This is a genomic window from Paenibacillus sp. FSL P2-0089 (genome assembly GCF_038595095.1).
Classification (GTDB): Bacteria; Bacillota; Bacilli; order Paenibacillales; family Paenibacillaceae; genus Paenibacillus_AQ; species Paenibacillus_AQ silagei.
Genome location: NZ_CP152006.1, coordinates 1,866,840 through 1,886,758, shown reverse-complemented (window position 1 = coordinate 1,886,758; position 19,919 = coordinate 1,866,840). Strand labels below are relative to the sequence as shown.

The 19,919-nt window shown below is 52.5% G+C and carries 17 protein-coding genes; 2 read left to right on the top strand and 15 right to left on the bottom strand.

All coding sequences use genetic code 11. The features are described 5' to 3' along the window. Nucleotides 1–63 precede the first annotated feature (63 nt). Together NST69_RS07600 and NST69_RS07595 are read left to right on the top strand one after the other, a co-directional pair. Nucleotides 64–471 carry a hypothetical protein gene (locus NST69_RS07600; RefSeq protein WP_036722356.1) on the top strand — a complete coding sequence of 136 codons (408 nt, stop codon included), beginning with the start codon at nt 64–66 and terminating at the stop codon, nt 469–471. After that, nucleotides 468–1,535: a phosphodiester glycosidase family protein gene (locus NST69_RS07595; protein WP_209872933.1), complete on the top strand. Its 1,068-nt coding sequence runs from the start codon at nt 468–470 to the stop codon at nt 1,533–1,535. The genes NST69_RS07600 and NST69_RS07595 overlap by 4 nt, the downstream gene beginning before the upstream one ends. 386 nt (nt 1,536–1,921) lie before the next feature. Here the strand turns inward: NST69_RS07595 and NST69_RS07590 are convergent, their stop codons facing one another. The 15 genes from NST69_RS07590 to NST69_RS07520 form a co-directional block, all read right to left on the bottom strand. Then, nucleotides 1,922–2,176, bottom strand: coding sequence for an AbrB/MazE/SpoVT family DNA-binding domain-containing protein (locus NST69_RS07590; protein ID WP_036697751.1), 255 nt, complete (start codon nt 2,174–2,176; stop codon nt 1,922–1,924). Nucleotides 2,177–2,329: 153 nt separating this feature from the next. Continuing rightward, nucleotides 2,330–2,794: a tRNA (uridine(34)/cytosine(34)/5-carboxymethylaminomethyluridine(34)-2'-O)-methyltransferase TrmL gene (gene trmL, locus NST69_RS07585; protein ID WP_036697752.1), complete on the bottom strand. Its 465-nt coding sequence runs from the start codon at nt 2,792–2,794 to the stop codon at nt 2,330–2,332. Between the two features lie 195 nt (nt 2,795–2,989). Further along, complete coding sequence (serC, locus tag NST69_RS07580; protein ID WP_036722639.1) at nt 2,990–4,081, bottom strand: 3-phosphoserine/phosphohydroxythreonine transaminase; 1,092 nt, start codon at nt 4,079–4,081, stop codon at nt 2,990–2,992. Nucleotides 4,082–4,187: 106 nt separating this feature from the next. Continuing rightward, the gene (locus NST69_RS07575) at nt 4,188–5,072 is read right to left on the bottom strand and encodes a hypothetical protein (protein ID WP_036722361.1); all 885 of its coding nucleotides are present in this window, start codon (nt 5,070–5,072) and stop codon (nt 4,188–4,190) included. 145 nt (nt 5,073–5,217) lie between these two features. Beyond that, nucleotides 5,218–7,965: a cellobiose phosphorylase gene (locus NST69_RS07570; protein ID WP_342548908.1), complete on the bottom strand. Its 2,748-nt coding sequence runs from the start codon at nt 7,963–7,965 to the stop codon at nt 5,218–5,220. Nucleotides 7,966–8,609: 644 nt separating this feature from the next. Then, nucleotides 8,610–10,034, bottom strand: a complete 1,425-nt coding sequence (gene glnA, locus NST69_RS07565; RefSeq protein WP_036722362.1) for a type I glutamate--ammonia ligase — start codon at nt 10,032–10,034, stop codon at nt 8,610–8,612. Continuing rightward, a complete protein-coding gene (locus NST69_RS07560; RefSeq protein ID WP_076079776.1) occupies nt 10,024–10,302 on the bottom strand; it encodes a hypothetical protein in 279 nt (92 codons plus the stop codon). Before NST69_RS07560 ends, glnA begins: the two co-directional genes overlap by 11 nt. A gap of 13 nt (nt 10,303–10,315) precedes the next feature. Beyond that, on the bottom strand, nt 10,316–11,362 hold the full coding sequence (gene aroF / locus NST69_RS07555; protein WP_036722366.1) for a 3-deoxy-7-phosphoheptulonate synthase: 1,047 nt from the start codon (nt 11,360–11,362) through the stop codon (nt 10,316–10,318). Nucleotides 11,363–11,623: 261 nt separating this feature from the next. Continuing rightward, nucleotides 11,624–12,580, bottom strand: coding sequence for a 4-hydroxy-3-methylbut-2-enyl diphosphate reductase (locus NST69_RS07550; RefSeq protein ID WP_209872942.1), 957 nt, complete (start codon nt 12,578–12,580; stop codon nt 11,624–11,626). Nucleotides 12,581–12,637: 57 nt separating this feature from the next. Beyond that, the gene (locus NST69_RS07545; RefSeq protein WP_342548907.1) at nt 12,638–14,089 is read right to left on the bottom strand and encodes a HAMP domain-containing sensor histidine kinase; all 1,452 of its coding nucleotides are present in this window, start codon (nt 14,087–14,089) and stop codon (nt 12,638–12,640) included. Nucleotide 14,090: 1 nt separating this feature from the next. Next, nucleotides 14,091–14,777, bottom strand: a complete 687-nt coding sequence (locus tag NST69_RS07540; RefSeq protein ID WP_036722376.1) for a response regulator transcription factor — start codon at nt 14,775–14,777, stop codon at nt 14,091–14,093. 130 nt (nt 14,778–14,907) lie between these two features. After that, entirely contained in the window at nt 14,908–16,569 is a 1,662-nt protein-coding gene (locus NST69_RS07535) for a trypsin-like peptidase domain-containing protein (RefSeq protein WP_342548906.1), read from the bottom strand. 263 nt (nt 16,570–16,832) lie between these two features. Beyond that, nucleotides 16,833–18,044: an MFS transporter gene (locus NST69_RS07530; RefSeq protein WP_342548905.1), complete on the bottom strand. Its 1,212-nt coding sequence runs from the start codon at nt 18,042–18,044 to the stop codon at nt 16,833–16,835. A gap of 156 nt (nt 18,045–18,200) precedes the next feature. Beyond that, the gene (locus tag NST69_RS07525) at nt 18,201–19,196 is read right to left on the bottom strand and encodes an ROK family protein (protein ID WP_342550106.1); all 996 of its coding nucleotides are present in this window, start codon (nt 19,194–19,196) and stop codon (nt 18,201–18,203) included. A gap of 54 nt (nt 19,197–19,250) precedes the next feature. Beyond that, entirely contained in the window at nt 19,251–19,904 is a 654-nt protein-coding gene (locus NST69_RS07520) for a response regulator transcription factor (protein WP_340755434.1), read from the bottom strand. Nucleotides 19,905–19,919 lie beyond the last annotated feature (15 nt).

Below are 19,919 nucleotides of genomic sequence, written 5' to 3'. Positions count from 1 at the left end.
TTGCGAAAAACCTGAAAGTCTGATAGAATGAGAACTTGAAAAAATATGGCTTGAGGTGATGAAATGCAACCGCTAGCGGAATCGACCCGGGTACACTCTCGCCGGAGTGCAGAGAGAAGCGGCTCGTCCGTCAAATGGTTTCTACTGTTCTGGATTCTGATGATCACAGCCGGCGTATATGCCGTGTACAGCTACACCAATCATCTGAAGGATCAGGTGCTGAGCGAGCTTGGATCTCAAAGCCAGCAGCAGCTTACCGTTTTGAAGACCGACTACGAGTCGAAGATCGCCGTCCTGTCAGAACAAGTGAAGGAGCTTCAGAGCACCGTGCAGACGTTCAACGAGCTGCTGACCTTCACCAAGGATAATGCCAGTAACAAGACGGACAACAGCAACAAGCTGTACACGCAATTAAGCGAGGTCAAGAAACAGCTTGATACGCTCAAGAAAGAGATGGATCTGCTGAAATGATGACTCCTGTCAAAAGAGTGAACCGGTTCTTCATGCTCCTGACCGCTCCATTGTTCGGACTGCTGCTCTGTCTGTGGCTGTACCAGCCTCCGCTTGAGCTTAAGCTGAATACCGCCCCCTTCGCAGCTGACCCCGGACCCGTGAATGAAACCGCGCAATTGAAGCAGGACCTGGCTGTGGCCAAGAGCTATGCCGCTTACACCATAGACTCTATCGGTACCAGCGCACAGCTCTACAAGCAGACCACGAACGCTATGAACACACTGGTCAGCACAGCAACGGCCCAGACCTCCCGTCCTGAGCGGATCTACAACCGCCGGATTAGTTCCCGGCTCGGCATTCCTGCCGATGTGATCAGCAGCGACCGGATTACCATTGAATTATACCGGCTGAACCCCGGCAATTATACAGCATACGCAATGAAGATTAAGCTGAAGGATACCTCAGCCATGAAGATGAGCCTGGCCGGTGACGGCACGGGCGCTTCCGAGACCACACTGCAGGCCGTGAACCGCTACGGTGCCTCGGCCGGCATTAATGCCGGCGGCTTCGCTGATCAGAACGGCAAGCGTTATCCGCTCTCGACCACCATCGTCGGCGGAGAATATCTGTACGGCTTCGAGCCCAGCTACAAGGATCTCAGCTTCGTCGGCCTGAACAAATCCGGCCAGCTGATCGGCGGCAAATTCACCAGTCGTGACCAGCTCGATCAGCTGGAGCCGGTATTCGGAGCAACCTTCGTCCCTGTGCTGCTGAAGAATCAGAGCAAGACAGCCATTCCGCTGAAATGGCAGCTGGCCCCGAAGCGGGCACCGCGGACCATCATCGGCAACTACAAGGATAATCAGCTGCTGATTCTGGTCGCTGACGGATATAACGAGAACGGTAACTCGGGAGCAACACTGGCTGAGCTGCAGGATAAGCTGTACAATCTCGGCGTCATCGATGCTTATAACCTGGACGGCGGCGGCTCATCGTCCATGATTTTCCGCGGCAAGGTCATTAACAAGCCTTCCGACGGCAATTTGCGCCGTGTCCCAACCAACTTCTTGTTCTTCAAGTAATTCCGAGTATAACCGTCAATGCTAAATATCACATTTTCATTTATTTTTACAGATTAAAAGGGTATACTCAGGGTAACGAAGATCGTCAATAATGGAGGTGCCTGCATGTCGTTCTCCCTGACTTTTTGGATCGTGACCCTGGTATTTGTACTGTTTCTGGCTGGTATTCTTACTTCTTCCTACAACGACGACAAGACTAAGGGGCTGTGACCCGCCCTCCGCGAACAATCTGATGGACGTATACCACAAAAAGGAGCACCGCACGGATGTGTGCGGCGCTCTTTTTGTGTTCTTCACTATTCACTGAAGCCGAGTCCAACCAGCATCCATGTTATAAGACGCGCTTACGCGTTTTACCCTATGTAGATAATTGATGCGCTCTACGCTTACGCGTGTTTTGGCAGTTGGGTCATCTCGGTAAGGCAGCTTGAACAAATGTAACGGTCTTTATATTCGCTTACGCCTTCCATAGATCCGCAGAAGACACACTTCGGACGGTAACGCTCCAGAATAATGTGGTCGCCCTGAACAAGAATTTCTACAGGATCACCTTCATTCATTTGATACCTTTTACGCAGAGACTTAGGCAGAACAATTCTACCCAGCTGATCTACTTTACGTACAACGCCAGCAGGTTTCATATCTAACTTACACTCTCCTGTTCAACTTATGATTAGTAGTGCCATTTCTGACATCCAAGTTCACGTACCCTATTACTTTCTTCGGCACTAATCAACTATTTCGTTACTAAAATGTCGAATCCTGCTGAAAAAAATAAAAAATGATGTCAACTTTTAGAAAAGTTGTGGGAAATCGAGCTGCCGGAGCGCTTCATAGACCACAATCGCTGCCGAATTGGACAAATTAAGCGATCTGACCGCCTCGCTCATCGGCATCCGCATCGCCGTTTCCTGACCAGCCTCCAGGATCTCTGCCGGCAACCCCTTGGTTTCTTTCCCGAACACGAAGAAGTCTCCATCCCGGAAGGCGAAATCGCTATAGCGCTTCTTGGCCTTGGTGGTCGCGTAGAAGAACCGCCCTTCCTGATACTTCTCCAAAACTTCACTGAAGGAATTATGATATTCAATATTCACTGCATGCCAATAATCGAGTCCGGCACGCTTCAGCGTAGCATCGTCTGTGCGGAAGCCCAGCGGGTGCACGAGATGGAGATGGGTTCCTGTGGCCGCACAGGTACGGGCGATATTGCCGGTATTCGCCGGTATTTCCGGTTCCACCAGCACAATGTGTAATGCCATAATACGAATGCTTCCTCTCTGTAGGGTCTTAAGGAGTGCGGCGGAGTAAGTATCCGCCGTGTCCTCCATGGCCCTGTGGTGTATTCTTGATGCTGCTTGCAGATACAGGCCGGACACAGGCCAGGCTCTATGATCCTGGCTGCGGGCAAGAAGAAACCTTCCGCTGCAAGGCGGAAGGTCAGGAACATTCTTTCATTACCCTTGAGTTTGCCGGAAATGCTTCATGAAATCAGCCAGCGCCTTAACGCTCTCATGTGGGACTGCGTTGTAGATCGAAGCCCGTAAGCCGCCTACGCTGCGGTGTCCCTTGAGGCCAACAAAGCCTTCCGCTTCGGAAGCTTTGATGAACTGCTTCTCCAGCTCCTCCGATTGCATCCGGAACGTTACATTCATGATGGAACGGCTGCCTTCTTCCGCAACTCCGCGGTAGAAGCCGTCGCTGCCGTCGATATAATCATACAGGAGACCTGCTTTGTCACGGTTCTTGGCTTCAGTGCCGGCAAGCCCGCCCTGTTCCTCAATCCATTTTAACACTTCGTTAACCATATATACAGAGAAGGATGGCGGCGTATTGTAGAGAGAGTTGTTCTTGTAATGAGTATCATACCGCAGAATCGTCGGAATATTCGCCGGAGAACTTGCGATCAGCTCTTCCTTGGCAATCACTACGGTAACGCCCGACGGTCCGAGATTCTTCTGTGCACCGGCATAGATCAGACCGAATTGGTTCACATCGAAGTCGCGGCTCAGAATATCACTGGACATATCGGCAACCAGCGGAATGTTACCGGCATCAGGATACTGTGCATACTGCGTGCCTTCAATCGTCTCATTCGAGGTGATATGCAGGTAAGCGGCATTGTCTGCAGCCTTGATGCTGCTAAGCTCAGGAATAGCCAGGAATTTCTTGTCTGCGGAGGATGCGGCTACATGACCGCCGCCTGTCAGCTTGGCTTCCTTCAGGGCTTTGTCCGCCCAGCTTCCTGTCATGACATAACTGCCGACCTGGCCTTCAGCGATAAGGTTCATCGGAACCATGGCGAACTGTGTGCTTGCTCCGCCCTGGATGAACAATACCTTGTAGCCCTGCGGATTGCCGAGGAGCGAAAGCAGGCGTTCCTGAGCTTCATTATGCACGGATTCGTATATCGCCCCGCGGTGCGACATCTCCATAATGGACATTCCGCTCTCCCGGAATTCAACGAACTCCGCCTGTGCACGTTCCAATACTGCCAGCGGCAATGCGGCCGGACCGGCATTAAAATTGTATGCTCTCTTGCTCAAAATAACTCCCACCCTTTCTCTCCTATGAATATGGATATCGCTATGATAGCAGATAACGATAAACACCAGCAAGTATAATTATTCACATATGAGGTAAGCTAGGCCGCAATCAGGAGGCTGAAAACAGGTAGCTGCGGCTCCAACCCTTGCTGTGACGCGGTAAAATAGTGATGTCTGCAAAAACCTCGGGTGAAATTACATGCTTGTCTCCCCACAGCGCAATCCGCTCAGCTGCGAAATCTCCGCTCTCTCTGATGCAGGCCCCAGTAGGCTTATGGATCAGCTCCCAGTAATAGTCCGCCTCCGCCTGCTCCCAGCCTTCGAGTCTGCAATAGAATTGGCGGTCCGGTTCCCCGGCCCATGTCAGGCTATTCCCGTCTATGCTGAGCAAATTCTCCGTATACGCCGATTCCGGGGCCACGATCTGGGGCGTTCCCGGCAGCCTAAGCTCATAATCCGTCCCTACCAGCGCCCCATCAATGCCGACAAAATTATGGATATACTCTTCAATCCGCAGCGCTTCGGTCCCTGTATTCTCTATCCTGTAGGAAATATCCAGCCGGTTATCTTCAAGCTTCAATGTCTTGACCAGCCGCATGCTGTAGCCCCGGCATTCCAGCGGCTGCACAGTGTATGTAACCGAGTCTTCGCTCCACTCTTCAGTGATCGGGAATGGCTTAAGCGGATACTCCCCGACGAATGAATAAGGCTCATCACTTTGCTTCTGCAGCAGCCCGATGCCGGGCTTGGGGAACCATTCCCCAGGAGCAGCATCTTCATAACCAATTGCCCGGGAAATGCCAAACTCATTGCAGAGGCCTATCCCTCCAGTACCCTGCCCAGGCACCAGACTTTCCGGAACACAAAAGGTATGCCCGCCCTCGTCCAGCTTCACGCCTGTAATAAATCCTGTCCAGTCAAAACGGGTGCCTCCATAGGCTCCCACATCAGCAATCTCTACGGTCAGTACTCCATTGGATAGTATACGTGTCATTGATCTCTTTCCTTTCTGTCCTGGTTGGACGCAGCACATCCTATCATAGCATTTCCAAGCCCATTCTATACGGGTTATTTGGATATTAAAACGCCTGCTCCGCGAGGACCGGCAGAGCAGGCGATAGAATTCAGCAGCTCCGGCTTTAGGCCAGCTCTACCTCCAGCAGATGAATTTCTCCTTCAGGCAGGTCTGTCAACAGGCTGCGTGGAATCATAGCACCCTCTGAGACGCGCTGAAGCGTTACCTCAGCCCCGTTCAAGCGGACTGCGTGTATTTGATACTCTCCGTATTCCGTGCTTCCAGAGGCCATATAGACGACTTTCAGCTCGCGTCCGGCAAAGATAGTCTTGATCGAGGCGCTTTTATCGCCGTCAAACTGTTCATTCACCAGCTTCGGCTGCAGCAGCAGGTCGCCGAGCTTGCCTTTGACGCCAAATACCTCAGTTACCATCGTCAGCAGCAGCCAGCTTGCCGAGCCTGTCAGATACGTATACATTCCTCTGCCCTGCTCATTGATATATTCCGGAATTCCGGGATACATCCGGCTCACCTCGAAGTTCGCACTCAGATTATACAGTGAATCCAGCACCTTGCGGCCTTCTTTGACGTATCCGCGCTTATACAGCGCATTGCCGTACATAACGGTCATGTGGCTGAACATGGCTCCGTTCTCCTTGTGTCCGAAGGCGAAGCCGAATGCCCGGCCCAGATTCTGCTGAATGCCGCCGAAGTTGCTGTTCAGACGGTAGCCGATTTTCTCATCGTACAGATTGCGCTCTACCGCAGAGATGATCGCAGGAATCTGCTCTGGAGCAGCAGCGTGCCCGAGGAGCGGGAAGACCTGACCGGTAAGCGTCATCCGTGTGCTCTCCGCCCATTCCCCTTCTACACGTTCACCGTCATTATTATAATAGCCGTTGAACCAGCCGTCACCGTGTCCGCTCTCTACCCATTCATTGCGGCGCAGGTGATCGAAGATCCATTCCGCCTTACGGGCGAGATCTGCTGCAACCTCTTCAAGCGTCAGCACGGCTCTTACCCCGCTCACCTTATTCGGTGCAGCAGCATAGAAGCGGCTGAGCAGCTCATGCTTGGCCGTCACCGATTCATAATCGACAGCTTGGCCGAGCGAGTCAAGCAGCAGCACCATCTCTTCGGCCAGCTCCAGCGTATCTCCGCCAGTCCGTTCCTTCAGGGTAACCAGCAGTTTGGACAGATCGAGCAGGTTGCTGGCATAGAAGGCTGTGAATGTAACACTTTCGCCCCGCTGTGCTGCCATATCGAGGCCATCGTTCCAGTCTGCGCCTTCCAGAAGGATGTTATTGTGCTCACCCACATTGAAGAAAGGAACCAGATTCTGCAGCAGGATATGCTCCAGAATAGTACCTGTATACTCTTCGCCCGCAGTTGTCCGCAGATTGCTTCCTGCCCCCGGCTCCCAGGAGGCGTCGCGGTCCTTACAGCGGTTCATGAAGGTATCACGGAAATAAGTCTGCTCCTGCAGCAGGAAGTCCAGATCCCCGCTCTGATCCAAGTATAGCATGGTAGTCAGGAACGGCCATGCACCATGGTCCATCCAGACCCGGGGAATATTGTTGCGGTCGGCAATGAATTCGCCCGGCTGCTGCCCGATGATCGTCGCATTGCTGCCGTCAATTCGAACTCCGGCATAGTTGTTCAGCAGCAGGCTGCGCACATCCGCAGGCTCCATAATCAACAGAGCCAGGCAATCCTGCCAGAGATCACGCCAGCCGCGTCCCCCTCTGCCATAATCGTGGTAAGGCAGGAACGAGTTGCCGTATAGCCTGCGCAGCACCGGCTGCAGCGTGACCCATTTCATCCATTCGTCGGCGGCATGATCTCCGGTATGGAATTCTACCGTATTGACTTTATCCGCCCAGAAGCGTTTATTCTCATCAAGCAACGCGTCAAAAGCCGCAGCAGAGCCATATTTGGCCATCAGTGCCTGCACATCGATTCTATCATTGTCAATCGCCATGACTACGACATAAGAATGACTCTGACCCGGCTCCAAAGTGATTGCGGCGAACCGCAAACCACCCAGCGCCTCATATCCTTCCCAAGGCACTCCGCCATCCTCCCCAATCGGCGGCGCCAGATTGTTCACGACCGCTTCCGGCCAGTCCAGACTTCCGCCCTCGCCGATGAATTCCTCCTGCACCGGGAATAATCCGGTTGGCAGCGCTCCGCCCTCACCAGCCCCGAATACCCCGTACGAAGTATGATTCACCCGGTGGCCGCGTTCGTCGAAGGACAGCGCAGGCTGCACCTCTACGCCATACGCCGAAGTATAGATCCGGTTCAGCAGCGAGGTGACATGCCGGTGATCGCGCAGATCATCCGCAGAACGCGCATACAACGGAATAGCCGCTGTAGATGTCAGCGTAAGCGCCTCTGTACCGCTGTTCGTAAGTACCACCTTCATCAGCTCAACCTTGTCGTTGCCGCAGGGTACGAAGCTTGTGATCTCCGCTCTCAGCCCCAGCTCCTTACTCTCCCGCGTCACCCGATGCCACAGAAGTCCTGCCTCCAGCAAGGATTCATCTGCTGCTTCGCCATAGAACGCCGCATTCTGCCGTGCAGAATTGCCGGCACCCGACCAGGCGCCCTTGCCTTCAATGTACACCCAGAAATTGCGCGAGGCGCGGGAGTTATGCAGATCCTCCACCGAGATTGGCGGTGTCAGAAAGGTATTATGGCCCGAAGTGGCCTGACCATGCAGCTTAGGACTCACCGAGGACATCATGCCCCCTTCATTCACCAGCGGAAAATATAAAAAGCTGCTCCGGTCCGGCTGCTCCAGCCGAAAGTCCCCGTTATTCCCGGTGAAGCTCCAGCCTGATCTTGACACCTTTGATTGCTCCTTCAATACATTCATCCTCCCTTTTCCTAACAGCAGACGTATTCTTGATTGCGTATGACCACATAATCGCAAAGCCCGGTACCGCTTTCCGAAATCGGTTTCGATTTCATTATTACACCGTTATTTCCCTTTGTAAAGCGTTATTCGTGACTTATGAGCAGAGATTAATGTGCAAAATTAATACTCTAAAGCTCAGAGAACCACATTTAATTGTAATTTTATTACATTAACACTATTTTAGTAACGAAAATTTACGAAACCACAATATTAAGCTATTTGCGACAAATGAGAACAGGGCTTCACATTTGCTCAACTAGCACACATTCTCCGAATTCAGGTGCACTAGTGCTCCTCATTTAACTCATTTGCCCACTTTGATCGAATTCAGGTGCACTAATGCTCCTCATTTAGCTCATTTGCCCACTTTGGCCGAATTCAGGTGCACTAGTGCTCCTCATTTAGCTCATTTGCCAGCTCCCCGCTAAATCAGAGGGATCTATCCCTTTCACCTTTCACCTTCCACCTCACCCTCCAGCACGATCAGCCGCCACCGAAGTTTGTTTACACGATAAATACAAAAAGCCCCCGGAATCAAAAGATTCCAGGGGCCTCTCTATCCAGCTAGTTTTACACTAGCTTATCTTATAAGCTTATACGTCGAAGTACAGGGAGTATTCATGCGGATGAACGCGGATGGCAACGGCTTGAGCTTCGGAACGCTTCAGGGCGATATAGTTATCGATGAAGTCTTTGGTGAATACGCCGCCCTCTGTCAAGAATTCGAAGTCCGCCTCCAGTGCATCCAGAGCTTCGTCCAGGGTACCCGGAACGCTGCGGATCTTCTCTTTGTCTGCATCAGACAATTCGTAGATGTTCTTGTCCAGCGGACCGTAGCCCATTTCTTCAGGGTTGATCTTCTTCTTAATTCCGTCCAGACCAGCCATCAGCATAGCGGAGAAGGCCAGGTATGGGTTAGCCGTAGAGTCTGGTGTACGGAATTCGATGCGACAGCCCTTAGGTGTTACAGCAGCTACCGGGATACGGACAGCAGCGGAACGGTTCCCCTTGGAATAGACCAGGTTGACCGGTGCTTCATAGCCAGGAACCAGACGCTTGAACGAGTTGGTGCTTGGGTTCGTCAGCGCGATCAATGCAGGAGCATGATACAGGATACCGCCGATGTAGTGCAGCGCCATTTCACTCAGGTTGGCATAGGCACCTTTTTCATAGAACAAAGGCTCGCTGCCGTTGAAGATCGATTGGTGAACGTGCATTCCGCTACCGTTATCGCCGAACAGCGGTTTTGGCATGAAGGTGGCTACCTTGCCGTATTGGCGTGCAGTGTTCTGCACAATGTATTTGTAAGTGAGGAGATTATCAGCTGTTTTCTTCAAGGTGTCGAAACGGAAGTTGATTTCCGCCTGGCCTGCTGTTGCTACTTCGTGATGATGACGCTCGATTTCGAGGCCCGCTTCACCAAGCAAACGGCACATTTCACTGCGGATATCCTGCTGGGAATCCACTGGAGCTACAGGCACGTATCCGCCCTTCACGCCAACCTTGAATGCCATGTTGCCGCCTTCTTCCTTGCGGCCAGTGTTCCATGCTGCTTCTTCGGAATCTACGTAGAAGGAGGAAGTGTTCATTCCGCTCTCGTAACGTACATCGTCGAAGATGAAGAACTCGGATTCAGGTGCGAAGAATGCTGCTGTACCTACACCGCTGGATTGCAGGAATTCTTCAGCCTTCACTGCGATACCGCGCGGGTCGCGCTCATAACGTTCGCCATCAGGCGTGAAAATGTCGCACATAATGTTCAGTGTCGGGTGAGCAGTGAACGGGTCAATGTAAGTGGTGCTTGGATCAGGCATCATTACCATATCCGACTCTTCAATCCCCCGGAAGCCTGTAATGGAAGAACCATCGAATGCTACTCCATTTACAAAGGTTTCTTCTTCAACTGCGGATGCTGGCAAAGAGATATGGTGAGCACGTCCACCCAAATCTACAAACCGGAAATCCACCCACTCGATATTGTTTTCCTTGATCGTCTGCAATACTTTTTCAACCGACATGCTTAATTCCTCCCCAGATTCCGAACATTAGGCCGCTCATCGTATCAAATGTTCTTGTTTTTATTTTTTTGCTGTCGTCATTATAAATCGCATACCTAACATCGTCAATGCTTATGTCAGGTATTTCTTGCGACAATGTGAGATATTCTGACGCTTTGGTGAAAATACCAATTTCATCCGGATTCCATGTCACCTTTGTCCAATATGCAGCAAAAACAGCTCTCATCCTCCAGCCTGAAGCGGGAGAAGAGAGCTGTTCAATAGTCATTATTCGTTGACAATCATACTACAGGCGCAGCCTCCAGAGACGGAGAGAACTTGCGGCCCACCAGCGGTGCCAGCTTCTCCAGATCCCGCAGCAGGCTGTCGAATTGCTCAGGGAACAGAGACTGAACGCCGTCTCCGGTCATGGAGTTATCGGGGTCGGTATGCATCTCGATGATCAGACCGTTGGCGCCTGCAGCAACCGAGGCCTTGGCCATAGGGGCTACCAGTTCGCGGCGTCCGGTGCCGTGGCTCGGGTCAGAGATTACAGGCAGATGGCTGAGGTTCTGCAACACAGGAATGGCCGACAGATCCAGCGTGTTACGCGTGTAAGTCTCGAAGGTACGGATGCCTCGCTCGCACAGCATGACATCCCGGTTGCCCCCCGCGAGAATGTATTCTGCCGCATTCAGCAGCTCATCATAGGTCGCACTGAACCCGCGCTTCAACAGCACAGGACGGCCGCAGGTCCCCAGCTTGCGCAGCAGGTCAAAGTTCTGCATGTTGCGTGTACCTACCTGCAGAATATCCGCATGCTCAGCACAAATATCCACGTATTCCGGCGTCATGACCTCAGTAATGGTCAGCAGGCCGTGACGTTTACCGGCTTCCGCCATCATTGTCAGCCCTTCCACGCCAACCCCTTGGAAGCTGTAAGGTCCGGTACGCGGCTTGAAGGCACCTCCGCGCAGTACCTGGCCGCCGGAAGCCTTGACCAGCCGGGCAATCTCATCGATCTGCTCCGGAGATTCCACGGCACACGGACCGCCCATAACGACCATATTCTCCCCGCCGATCTTCACTCCGCGGATATCGATAACCGTATCCTCCGGATGGAAGTCGCGGCTCGCCAGCTTATAGGATTTGGTAATCTTAACTACATTCTCCACGCCCTTCATCTGGCGAAGATGCTCGGCTAGCTTCGGAGTGACGCCCCCTACCAGTCCGATTACGGTATGGTCAGCCCCTACAGAGAGATGGACCTGCAAGCCTTCCTTCTCAATCACGGCAATAATCTCATTCACCTGTTCCTGAGGTGTTTGGTTGGATGTAATAACGATCATATGATAGCTCCCCTTTTGGACCCGTATTAGTGTTGTTGGATAGACCGGCACACTGCTAATTGTTTGATTTACTATTTCGCTACGACGCGTGTACGCTTTTAAGCACTAAAGTAATTTTATCTCATATTCCCCTTTCAGTCAACCATTATTCCCCGTTACGTGTGAATTCTATGTGGCAAAAACGAAGAAAGCAGCACAGCCCTCTCAGGCCGCACTGCCGGTTATCCGCTATGAGTTCATCGTTATAGTTATTCAGACCTGTCAGCTGGTGCTGGCCGTCTTATTCTTCACAGGCGGCAGAAGCTTCGCCATATTGACCGTACGCTTGATCTCCCAGGTCTCCGGCTTCGCTTCGTCATATTGCTCCAGATAATTAATGACTTCCTTGGTGATCGGTGTCGGTGTAGAAGCGCCGGAAGTCACACCTACCTTAGTGATTCCCTTCAGCCATTCTGTATTCATCTCGGATACATCCGAGATGCGATAGGCCGTAACTCCCGCGATCTCCTCTGATACCTGCGCCAAGCGGTTGGAGTTATTGCTGCGCGGGTCACCGACCACAATAACCAGCTCGCACTGGCCCGCCTGCTCAGCGACAGCCTCCTGCCGCACTTGCGTAGCCATACAAATCTCATTATGAACTTCGGCACCAGGGAAGGTCTCCAGCAGCTTGCGCATAATATGCTTGATATCCCACTGGCTCATTGTGGTCTGGTTCGTAATGACAATCCGTGAGGAAGTGATAGAGAGGCCGGCAATGTCCTCTTCTTTCTCGATCAGATGGACATGCTCCGGCGCAATTCCCACCGCACCTTCCGGCTCCGGGTGGCCTTTCTTGCCAATATAGATAATCTCGCAGCCCTCATCAACCTTCTCCTTGATGAGATCATGCGTCTTGGTCACATCAGGGCAGGTGGCATCCACCGTGGTCAGCCCTTTGGCGCGTGCCACCTTACGTACTTCAGGCGATACGCCGTGGGCTGTGAAGATGACTGTTCCCTTATCTATTTTATCTAGAATATCCAGACGGTTATGCCCGTCCAGCGTAATAATTCCGTCATCCTCGAAGGAGTTCGTGACATGGCTGTTGTGCACAATCATGCCCAGTATATAAATCGGCCGGGGCAGATCCAGATTCTGCGCAGCCTGCCGTGCCATCACCATAGCATCGACGACGCCATAGCAATAACCCCGGGGAGAGATTTTGATGACTTCCATGAATTCACCGCTTTCTGCTGTCAATGACTGCTGTAATAGGAGCCACTCAATTATACCCTATTCCAGCGGCGGGGCAAAGAGAAGCGGCAGCCAAATCACAAAGGTCGTCCCTTCCCCCTGACGGGTGACCACCTCAACAGAGCCTCCGTGCTCCTCAATAATCCATTTGGCAATGGACAGTCCTAGCCCGATGCCTTCCGTAATTCCTCTGGATTCATCTGCGCGGTAGAAGCGGTCGAAGATATGCGGCACCTCATCTTTGTCCATCCCGATTCCCGTATCAGCAATGCGGATTCCCACCTGATTCTGATACAGCAAGGCATCCAGCGTAACCTCACCTGCCGGGGTGTATTTGAAAGCATTATCAATGAAAATAAACATCATCTGCTGCAGATAATCCTTGTTGCCCAGGATATACTTACCGTTCAGATGGCCCATCTCACCTACAGACCACTCCGCTTCGCGCGTCAGGAAGGACGCCCGGCGGGCTACCTCAGTCATCATCGGCTCCAGCGCCACCGGCTCGATCTCGAAGGTCCGGCCGGTATCCGCACGGGCCAGGGAGAGCATATCCGCTACCAGACGGCTCATGCGCGCAGCTTCATCAGCAATATCCTTCACCGATTCAATCGAGAGCTGGCGGATGTCCGCCTCGGACATCCGGCTGTCATCCGGCTTCATCTCCCAGACCTTTTGCAGCAGATCAATATTCCCGCGGATGGTTGTAAGCGGTGTCCGCAGCTCATGCGAAGCATCCGAGACGAAGCGGCGCTGCGTGGCATAGGCCTCCTCCAGCCCCGTATAGAAGCCCTCCATCCGCCCGAGCATACTGTTCACCGTCTCAATCAGCCGCCCGATCTCATCCTGCGGACCGTCATATACGATCCGCCAGCTAAGGTCAGTTCCCGTCTGTATTCCATTCGCAGCTTCAATGACCTTGCCAATCGGACTCATCGCCTTACGGGCCAGGAAGAGGCCGAAGGTGAAGGCTGCGAGCAGGGTAGCGAAGGAGCCGGCCAGCAGAATATTCTTCAGCCGGTTCAGCAGCGTGACCTGTTCCCCCGTATAGACGGCGACCTGAAGGACAGCAGGCGCAGGCAGACTGTTGTTGAGCGTTACATCAACCGCCCGCTGATAGATCAGGAAGGGGTTACCGCCATAGCTGGCCTGCAGGAATCCCTCCTGGTTATGCAGGTCCTCCTTGGCGGGAACCTGGAATTTCAGTTTAATTTCGGTCATATTTGGGCTTAGAATCAGCCGGTCCAGATCATAGATGTACATTTGGGCGAACAGGCTCTGACCCGCTGGTCCCCCAAGCACAGGCTGCAGGTTTCCGTCCGGGCTCAGGCCCGCCTTCAGCTCTACCTGATGCGATTGATTCTGGAGCCGGTTTTTCAAATCGCCGTACGTATTAATATAGACAAACGCATAGATCACGCCGGACAAAACCAGCAGCATGACAGCCAGAATTCCCGAATACCAGGCAGTAAGCCGCAAACGTATGGACATATTAGTCACCTCTTAGGATGTAACCGGCTCCCCGGATCGTCTGAATCAGTCGTTTGCCGCCATGCTCCTCCGTCTTCTGACGCAGCATTGCAATATATACCTCCAGGACATTCGATTCCCCGCTGTAATCGTAGCCCCAGATCTTATCCATAATGAGATCGCGGGAGAGCACCCGCTTCGGATTCTGCATGAACAGATGCAGCAGCTCAAATTCCTTCGCCGTCAGCTCCAGGCGCCGCCCGGCGCGGGTCACTTCCCGGGAATCCACATCCAGCGTAATATCCTCATAGGTGACCGCCTGATCCGGGCTACCGCCCTGCTCGCTTTTGCGCCGGAGCAGTGCCCGGACCCGTGCCAGCAGCTCCTCCAGCGCAAACGGCTTCACCAGATAGTCATCCGCGCCGAGGTCCAGCCCCTTCACCCGGTGCTCGATTTCATCCTTGGCCGTCAGCATCAGCACAGGAACGCTGCTCCCGCCCTCCCGCAGACGGCGGCATACCTCGAACCCGTCCACCTGGGGCATCATAACATCCAGAATGACCACATCGGGATCACTGTTCAGAACGGCACGCAGCCCGTCAGCCCCGTTGGACGCCGTCTTGACATCATAGCCCTCAAAGGCCAGCCCGCGGCGGAGCATAGAGGTTATTTTCTCATCATCATCAATTATCAGTATATTCGGTCGCATCCGGCAGCCCCCATTGTCTCATTCATATATCTCTATTGTATCAGATGCACCAGTCTCTCCGCATCCGTACACGAACAGCACAGAGCGGAAGGGTTGCCCCTTCCGCTCTAACGCCCACCGCATGATGTGCTTATTGCTTCTGAGTCTGCGTGGTCTCGAAATCATTCTTGTTGCCGATCGTTACCGGCAGATCCAGCTTTTTGCCGTCACGGACCACATTCAGAGTCGCCTTATCGCCTACCTTAAGCGTCTGAATGTAAGTGATCAGATCCTGGCTGGTAGCATAGCTCTTTCCGTCAATTCCTGTAATGATATCGTAAGGACGCAGATCCGCTGTATAAGCAGGAGATTTAAAGACAATTTCAGCTACTACAGAGCCTTCTTTAATCGTGGTTCCCATTTGCTTGGCAACTTCATCGGTAATTGTCATCAGAGTAGCCCCAATGAATGGTACCGGTTCTTTAGGAATTTCCTGATTTGCTTCGAGCTTATCTACTACGCCTTTAATGGTATTTACCGGAATCGCAAAGCCGATCCCTTGGGCATCTCTGCTTACTGCAACGTTCATACCGATGACCTGGCCATTCATGTTGAGCAGCGGTCCGCCGGAGTTCCCCGGGTTGATCGAGGCGTCGGTTTGCAGCAGATTTTTGTAGGTTTTTGTACCACTGCCGTCTTCTTCGGCAATATCAATACTGCGGCCTCTGGCACTGAGCACCCCGGTTGTCACTGTATGGTCGAAGCCCTGCGGGTTACCGATCGCCACAACCTCAGAGCCTACCTTGATGCTGTCGGAATCGCCAAGCGCCACAGACGGGAAGTCCGAGCCTTCAATCTTCAGTACGGCGAGATCGAGATCCTTGCTGGAGCCCAGCAGCTTCGCTTCATAAGTCTTGGAGGTGCCGTCTACGGTAACCTGGATGACATCGGCGCCATCTACCACGTGCTGGTTGGTCAGGATATAACCGTTCGAATCATAGATGAAGCCTGTGCCAATACCGTAAGGTGTAAGCTGCGGAGAAGAATTATTCGAGCCCGGCTGGGATTCCGAATTATTCGAACCGGAACCTCCACCACCGAATTGATCCCCGAAGAAGAACTGTGAGAACGGATCGCTCATATTCGGACTGCTGCTTCTGTTCCGCGAGTTGTTCGATTTCACCAGCGTCTCAATCTTGACGACTGCCGGCCCTACCCCCTCAACTACGCCGGATACATCTCCCGAGCCGGTGACCAGCGCCGCTGCGGAAGTGGAAGGTGTAATATTAGCATTGCCGCTTGCCGTCTTCCCTGCCGGATTCGTTGCAACCGTGGTTGCCTCCTGGCCTCCGGTGAACCAGTTCCCCCGGTCTGCCATGAACATGGAGCCTGATAAGACCACCATTCCGGCGAGAAAAGATACCAGTACCGCCTTCACCGGCTTCTTCGGCTTACGGTTGTACTGCCAGCCGTTGCCCCCCTCAGGAGGATTGCCGCCGCGTCCGCCGTTCCCGTCATTGCCGGTAGTGCGAAGCGATGTGTTATACGGTAAGGACTTCACCGGCTGTGGCGGTGTAACCTCTACCCGCTCGGGATCGCGGCGGTTATAATGCTGCGGGTCATTGCCGTTCATCTCATCATTGTTCAACGATTTGAAAGGTCCATAAGAATAGTAGTAGGAGCCGCCTTCTGCGGATGAATTAGTGCTGTTATCAGTATCATTATGATTATTGTCCCATTCACGATCCGGTCCCGGTTCATGATCACGATTGTAGTTGTTCTCACGATTGAAGTTGTTTTTGTTATCGTCCATGTTTACTTTCCTCCCGCGCCTTGCCGTGTCAGGCAAAGTGTTATTTGTTTTGATGTCCTTATTTTGTACTGTAAACCTTAAGGTCACATTAAAAACAATTTAAGCGGAGATAAAAGATACCAAGACGATGATGGATCGTTGATTAATCAAACAGATCTTCTACACTACGGATAGGCTTCACCTCCATAGGTTCTTTGAATGCTGCCATATGAAAGTAGGCGGCCAGCCAGATGATTGCACATATAAGAATATAAGCCATCCGTTTATTCCCTCCCTAAAGTGGATTGGCCCAATAGCCGGTTCACACGCTCTGTACTGCCGAACATGAAGATCAGTAACGTAAGTACAGCAAAGGGGAATACGGCAACACTGGTGCCCACGGATAAAAGTCCGAATAACGGCGGAATTAACGTTGTCCCCGTATAGGCTACCGCCATCTGATACCCGATTAAGCGGGCTGCATTCTCCTTGCCGAACCGGGCCGGCGTCTCATGCAGGAGACCCGGATAAATAGGTGCGAGGCCAAGACCAATCAATATCAGGCCTGCAAGCGAGAGGGTCGGATGGAGCGGGATCACAAGAATAGCTCCGCCTATAATGGTCACCAATTGACCGTAACGGATAAGCAGGCGGTTATGGACTTTTAAAGTGATGAAGCCGGTAATCAGCCTGCCAACTGTAATGCCCGCATAGTATACGGAGATCCAGGCCGCTGCTGTATCTGGCGCAACTCCCCTTGCGCCCACCAGATAACTGGCGCCCCACAGTCCTACCATTGCTTCTATTCCGCAGTACAACAAGAACGTCAACAGGGTAGGCTTAACGCCCCGCAAGCGGATGGTGTTCGCCTGCGGCTTAAGGTTCACTGCCGTTTCCTCTGGAAGAGTGCTGCTAAGCGCTGCGGGAAGCTGAGGCTCGCGCGTGGCGGCAACCTTTTTCCATAGCGGAAGCGTCACTAACAGAAGCATTGCGAATCCGAACTGAATGATGGCCACAACCGCATATCCCCCTCTCCAGGACTGGGCGTGTACGAGATTGACTGCCATAATCATGGGTCCCAGGGTCGCGCCTACGCCCCAGAAGCAGTGCAGCCAGCTCATATGATGAGCCTTGTAATGTTCAGCCACATAATGATTCAGTGCCGCGTCCACTGCACCTGCCCCAAGACCCAGCGGAACGGCCATTACAATGAACCACAACACGGATGGAGACAGGGAGAATCCGAACAATGAGGCGGCGGTTAAGAGGCAACTGACAAAGGTAATTCGTCCTGTCCCCAGGCGCTTCACGATTGTGTTGCTGAACAGACTGGACACGATGGTCCCTCCGGCAATAATCATCGAGATGATTCCCGCCGATCCCAGCGATGAACCCATCTCTGGCCAGATCACAGGCCAAGCAGAGCCAAGTAAAGAATCGGGAAGTCCCAGACTAATAAAAGCCAGATAAATAATAATCAAAAAATACGTAGACAATGATTCTCCTCCTAAAACCACTTAATAAATAAACTTTATAAAGTATATATACTAAGTATGTTCTCTCTCTTATTTTTTGTCAAGGAGCGGATTGAATGATTCAAAAACAACAAAAAAACCCCTGTATAGTTAACAAGGGTTCTTAGTACGTTAGGTCTAAACGGGCTGCGGCTCTAACTCCTTCAGGGTCAGCCTGCGCAGACCGTGCTCGAAATCTTCCTGAAAGGTATGCTGTAAGATGACTTCCGGATAAACAGGCATGGGGTGCTGAAGCTGATAGGCTGTCCAGGCCGATGTCCAGACGGCATCCTCCACTCTGTCCTGATAGATGACAATTCTATCCGGGGCCAGCACAGCATTCACCGTCTGTAAGATCCTGCAGGTTGCAGCTATGAATGTGTCCCGGGGGATCTCCAGGCTCCATTCAGGCATATCGGGAAGGAACTTTACCTCTCCTGACATCCCCTGATTTCCTTTTAGAAGGCTGCCGTGCAGGTATATCCCCATACCCGGCGGGTAACCGTTCGGAAAGTAGAGACCCAGTAAATATTGCTCTTCGCCTTCGCTATGCTTCATGCAATATCCGCTGATCGCGGCATTCACATCATTCTCCACCAGGATAGGCAGCCCAAACCGGGACTCAATCTCTTCAATTAACCGGGTGCCCGTCAGCTCCCGGAGACTGCTAACCTTAATTTCACCGTTTACCGCTTGTCCCGGAATACCTATACCAATGACCTTGATGGAAGGATACCGGTTCAGGGCATGTTCAATAATTGTATAGCAAAAATCTCTTTCGAAAACCGGGATCATATGCTCATCCTTCATCAGAATATCGTCCTTCAAATTGATAACTGCGGCGGAGATCAGTACTTTTCCCGCTTTTTCTGTCACGTACATCACCAACGCGAGACTGAAATCGTAATTAAAGCGATAGGTCTGTGCGGGTCTGCCCCCGTTGGAAGGCACCACCAAGTCTTCAAACAACTCCCCTAACTCGGACAGCTCCTTAACTAATGAGTTCACAGTTACTACGCTTAGCTTGGTCAGTGCAGCTAGCTGGGGTTTTGTAGCCGTCTCCATACGTTTCATCACCTGGCGCACATTATTCAGGTTAATTTCCTTCATCAGATTGGCGTTTGCTATTCGGATAGCCTCCTTATCGGTTCACTAGATCATTAGATTTAGTCAAAAAACCGGCAGCTGCTACCCCTGCGCCCAGCCCTTGCGGTGGGCGTAGATCGCCAGCTGGGTACGGTCATCCAGCTCGCATTTCATCAGCAGGTTGCTGACATGGGTCTTCACGGTCTTGATGCTGATATGCAGCTCCTCGCCGATATCCTTATTTGTCTTGCCCTCGGCGATCAGCAGCAGCACTTCCTTCTCCCGCTCGGTCAAGCCGGAGGTGTCGCCCTGGACCGTGCGCTGGCGGATGCCGCGGGTCAGCGCCTGCGACACATCGCCGGTCATCACCGGCATGCCGCGATAGGCGCCTTGGAGCGCGTAGATCAGCTCTTCTGCCGAGACGGTCTTCAGCACATAGCTGACAGCCCCGGCTTCAATCGCATCGACCACCAGATCGTCCTCCAGGAAGCTGGTAAGGATGACGATCTTGAGCCCGGGGAATTCAGCCAGGACCGCGCGGGTGGTCTCAGCCCCGTTCATCACCGGCATCATCAGATCCATCAGCACCAGATCCGGCAGCGCCTCCTGTCCCAGCTCGCGCAGCATCGCCAGCGCTTCATGCCCGTTTGCTGCTTCTCCGATCACTTCAAACATCGGGTCCAACATCAGATAGGTTTTAAGGCCCATCCTCACCATATCGTGATCATCTACAAGCAGTACTTTTACGAGACTCATTCTGCACTCCCCCTT

Coding starts and splice junctions, on each gene's coding strand:
- trmL (WP_036697752.1), bottom strand. CDS start 2,794: ATGGCATTACACATTGTGCTGGTGGAACCGGAAATACCGGCGAATACC.
- NST69_RS07535 (WP_342548906.1), bottom strand. CDS start 16,569: ATGGACGATAACAAAAACAACTTCAATCGTGAGAACAACTACAATCGT.
- NST69_RS07540 (WP_036722376.1), bottom strand. CDS start 14,777: ATGCGACCGAATATACTGATAATTGATGATGATGAGAAAATAACCTCT.
- NST69_RS07595 (WP_209872933.1), top strand. CDS start 468: ATGATGACTCCTGTCAAAAGAGTGAACCGGTTCTTCATGCTCCTGACC.
- aroF (WP_036722366.1), bottom strand. CDS start 11,362: ATGATCGTTATTACATCCAACCAAACACCTCAGGAACAGGTGAATGAG.
- NST69_RS07590 (WP_036697751.1), bottom strand. CDS start 2,176: ATGAAACCTGCTGGCGTTGTACGTAAAGTAGATCAGCTGGGTAGAATT.
- NST69_RS07545 (WP_342548907.1), bottom strand. CDS start 14,089: ATGTCCATACGTTTGCGGCTTACTGCCTGGTATTCGGGAATTCTGGCT.
- NST69_RS07550 (WP_209872942.1), bottom strand. CDS start 12,580: ATGGAAGTCATCAAAATCTCTCCCCGGGGTTATTGCTATGGCGTCGTC.
- NST69_RS07560 (WP_076079776.1), bottom strand. CDS start 10,302: ATGACTATTGAACAGCTCTCTTCTCCCGCTTCAGGCTGGAGGATGAGA.
- NST69_RS07600 (WP_036722356.1), top strand. CDS start 64: ATGCAACCGCTAGCGGAATCGACCCGGGTACACTCTCGCCGGAGTGCA.
- NST69_RS07575 (WP_036722361.1), bottom strand. CDS start 5,072: ATGACACGTATACTATCCAATGGAGTACTGACCGTAGAGATTGCTGAT.
- glnA (WP_036722362.1), bottom strand. CDS start 10,034: ATGTCGGTTGAAAAAGTATTGCAGACGATCAAGGAAAACAATATCGAG.
- NST69_RS07520 (WP_340755434.1), bottom strand. CDS start 19,904: ATGAGTCTCGTAAAAGTACTGCTTGTAGATGATCACGATATGGTGAGG.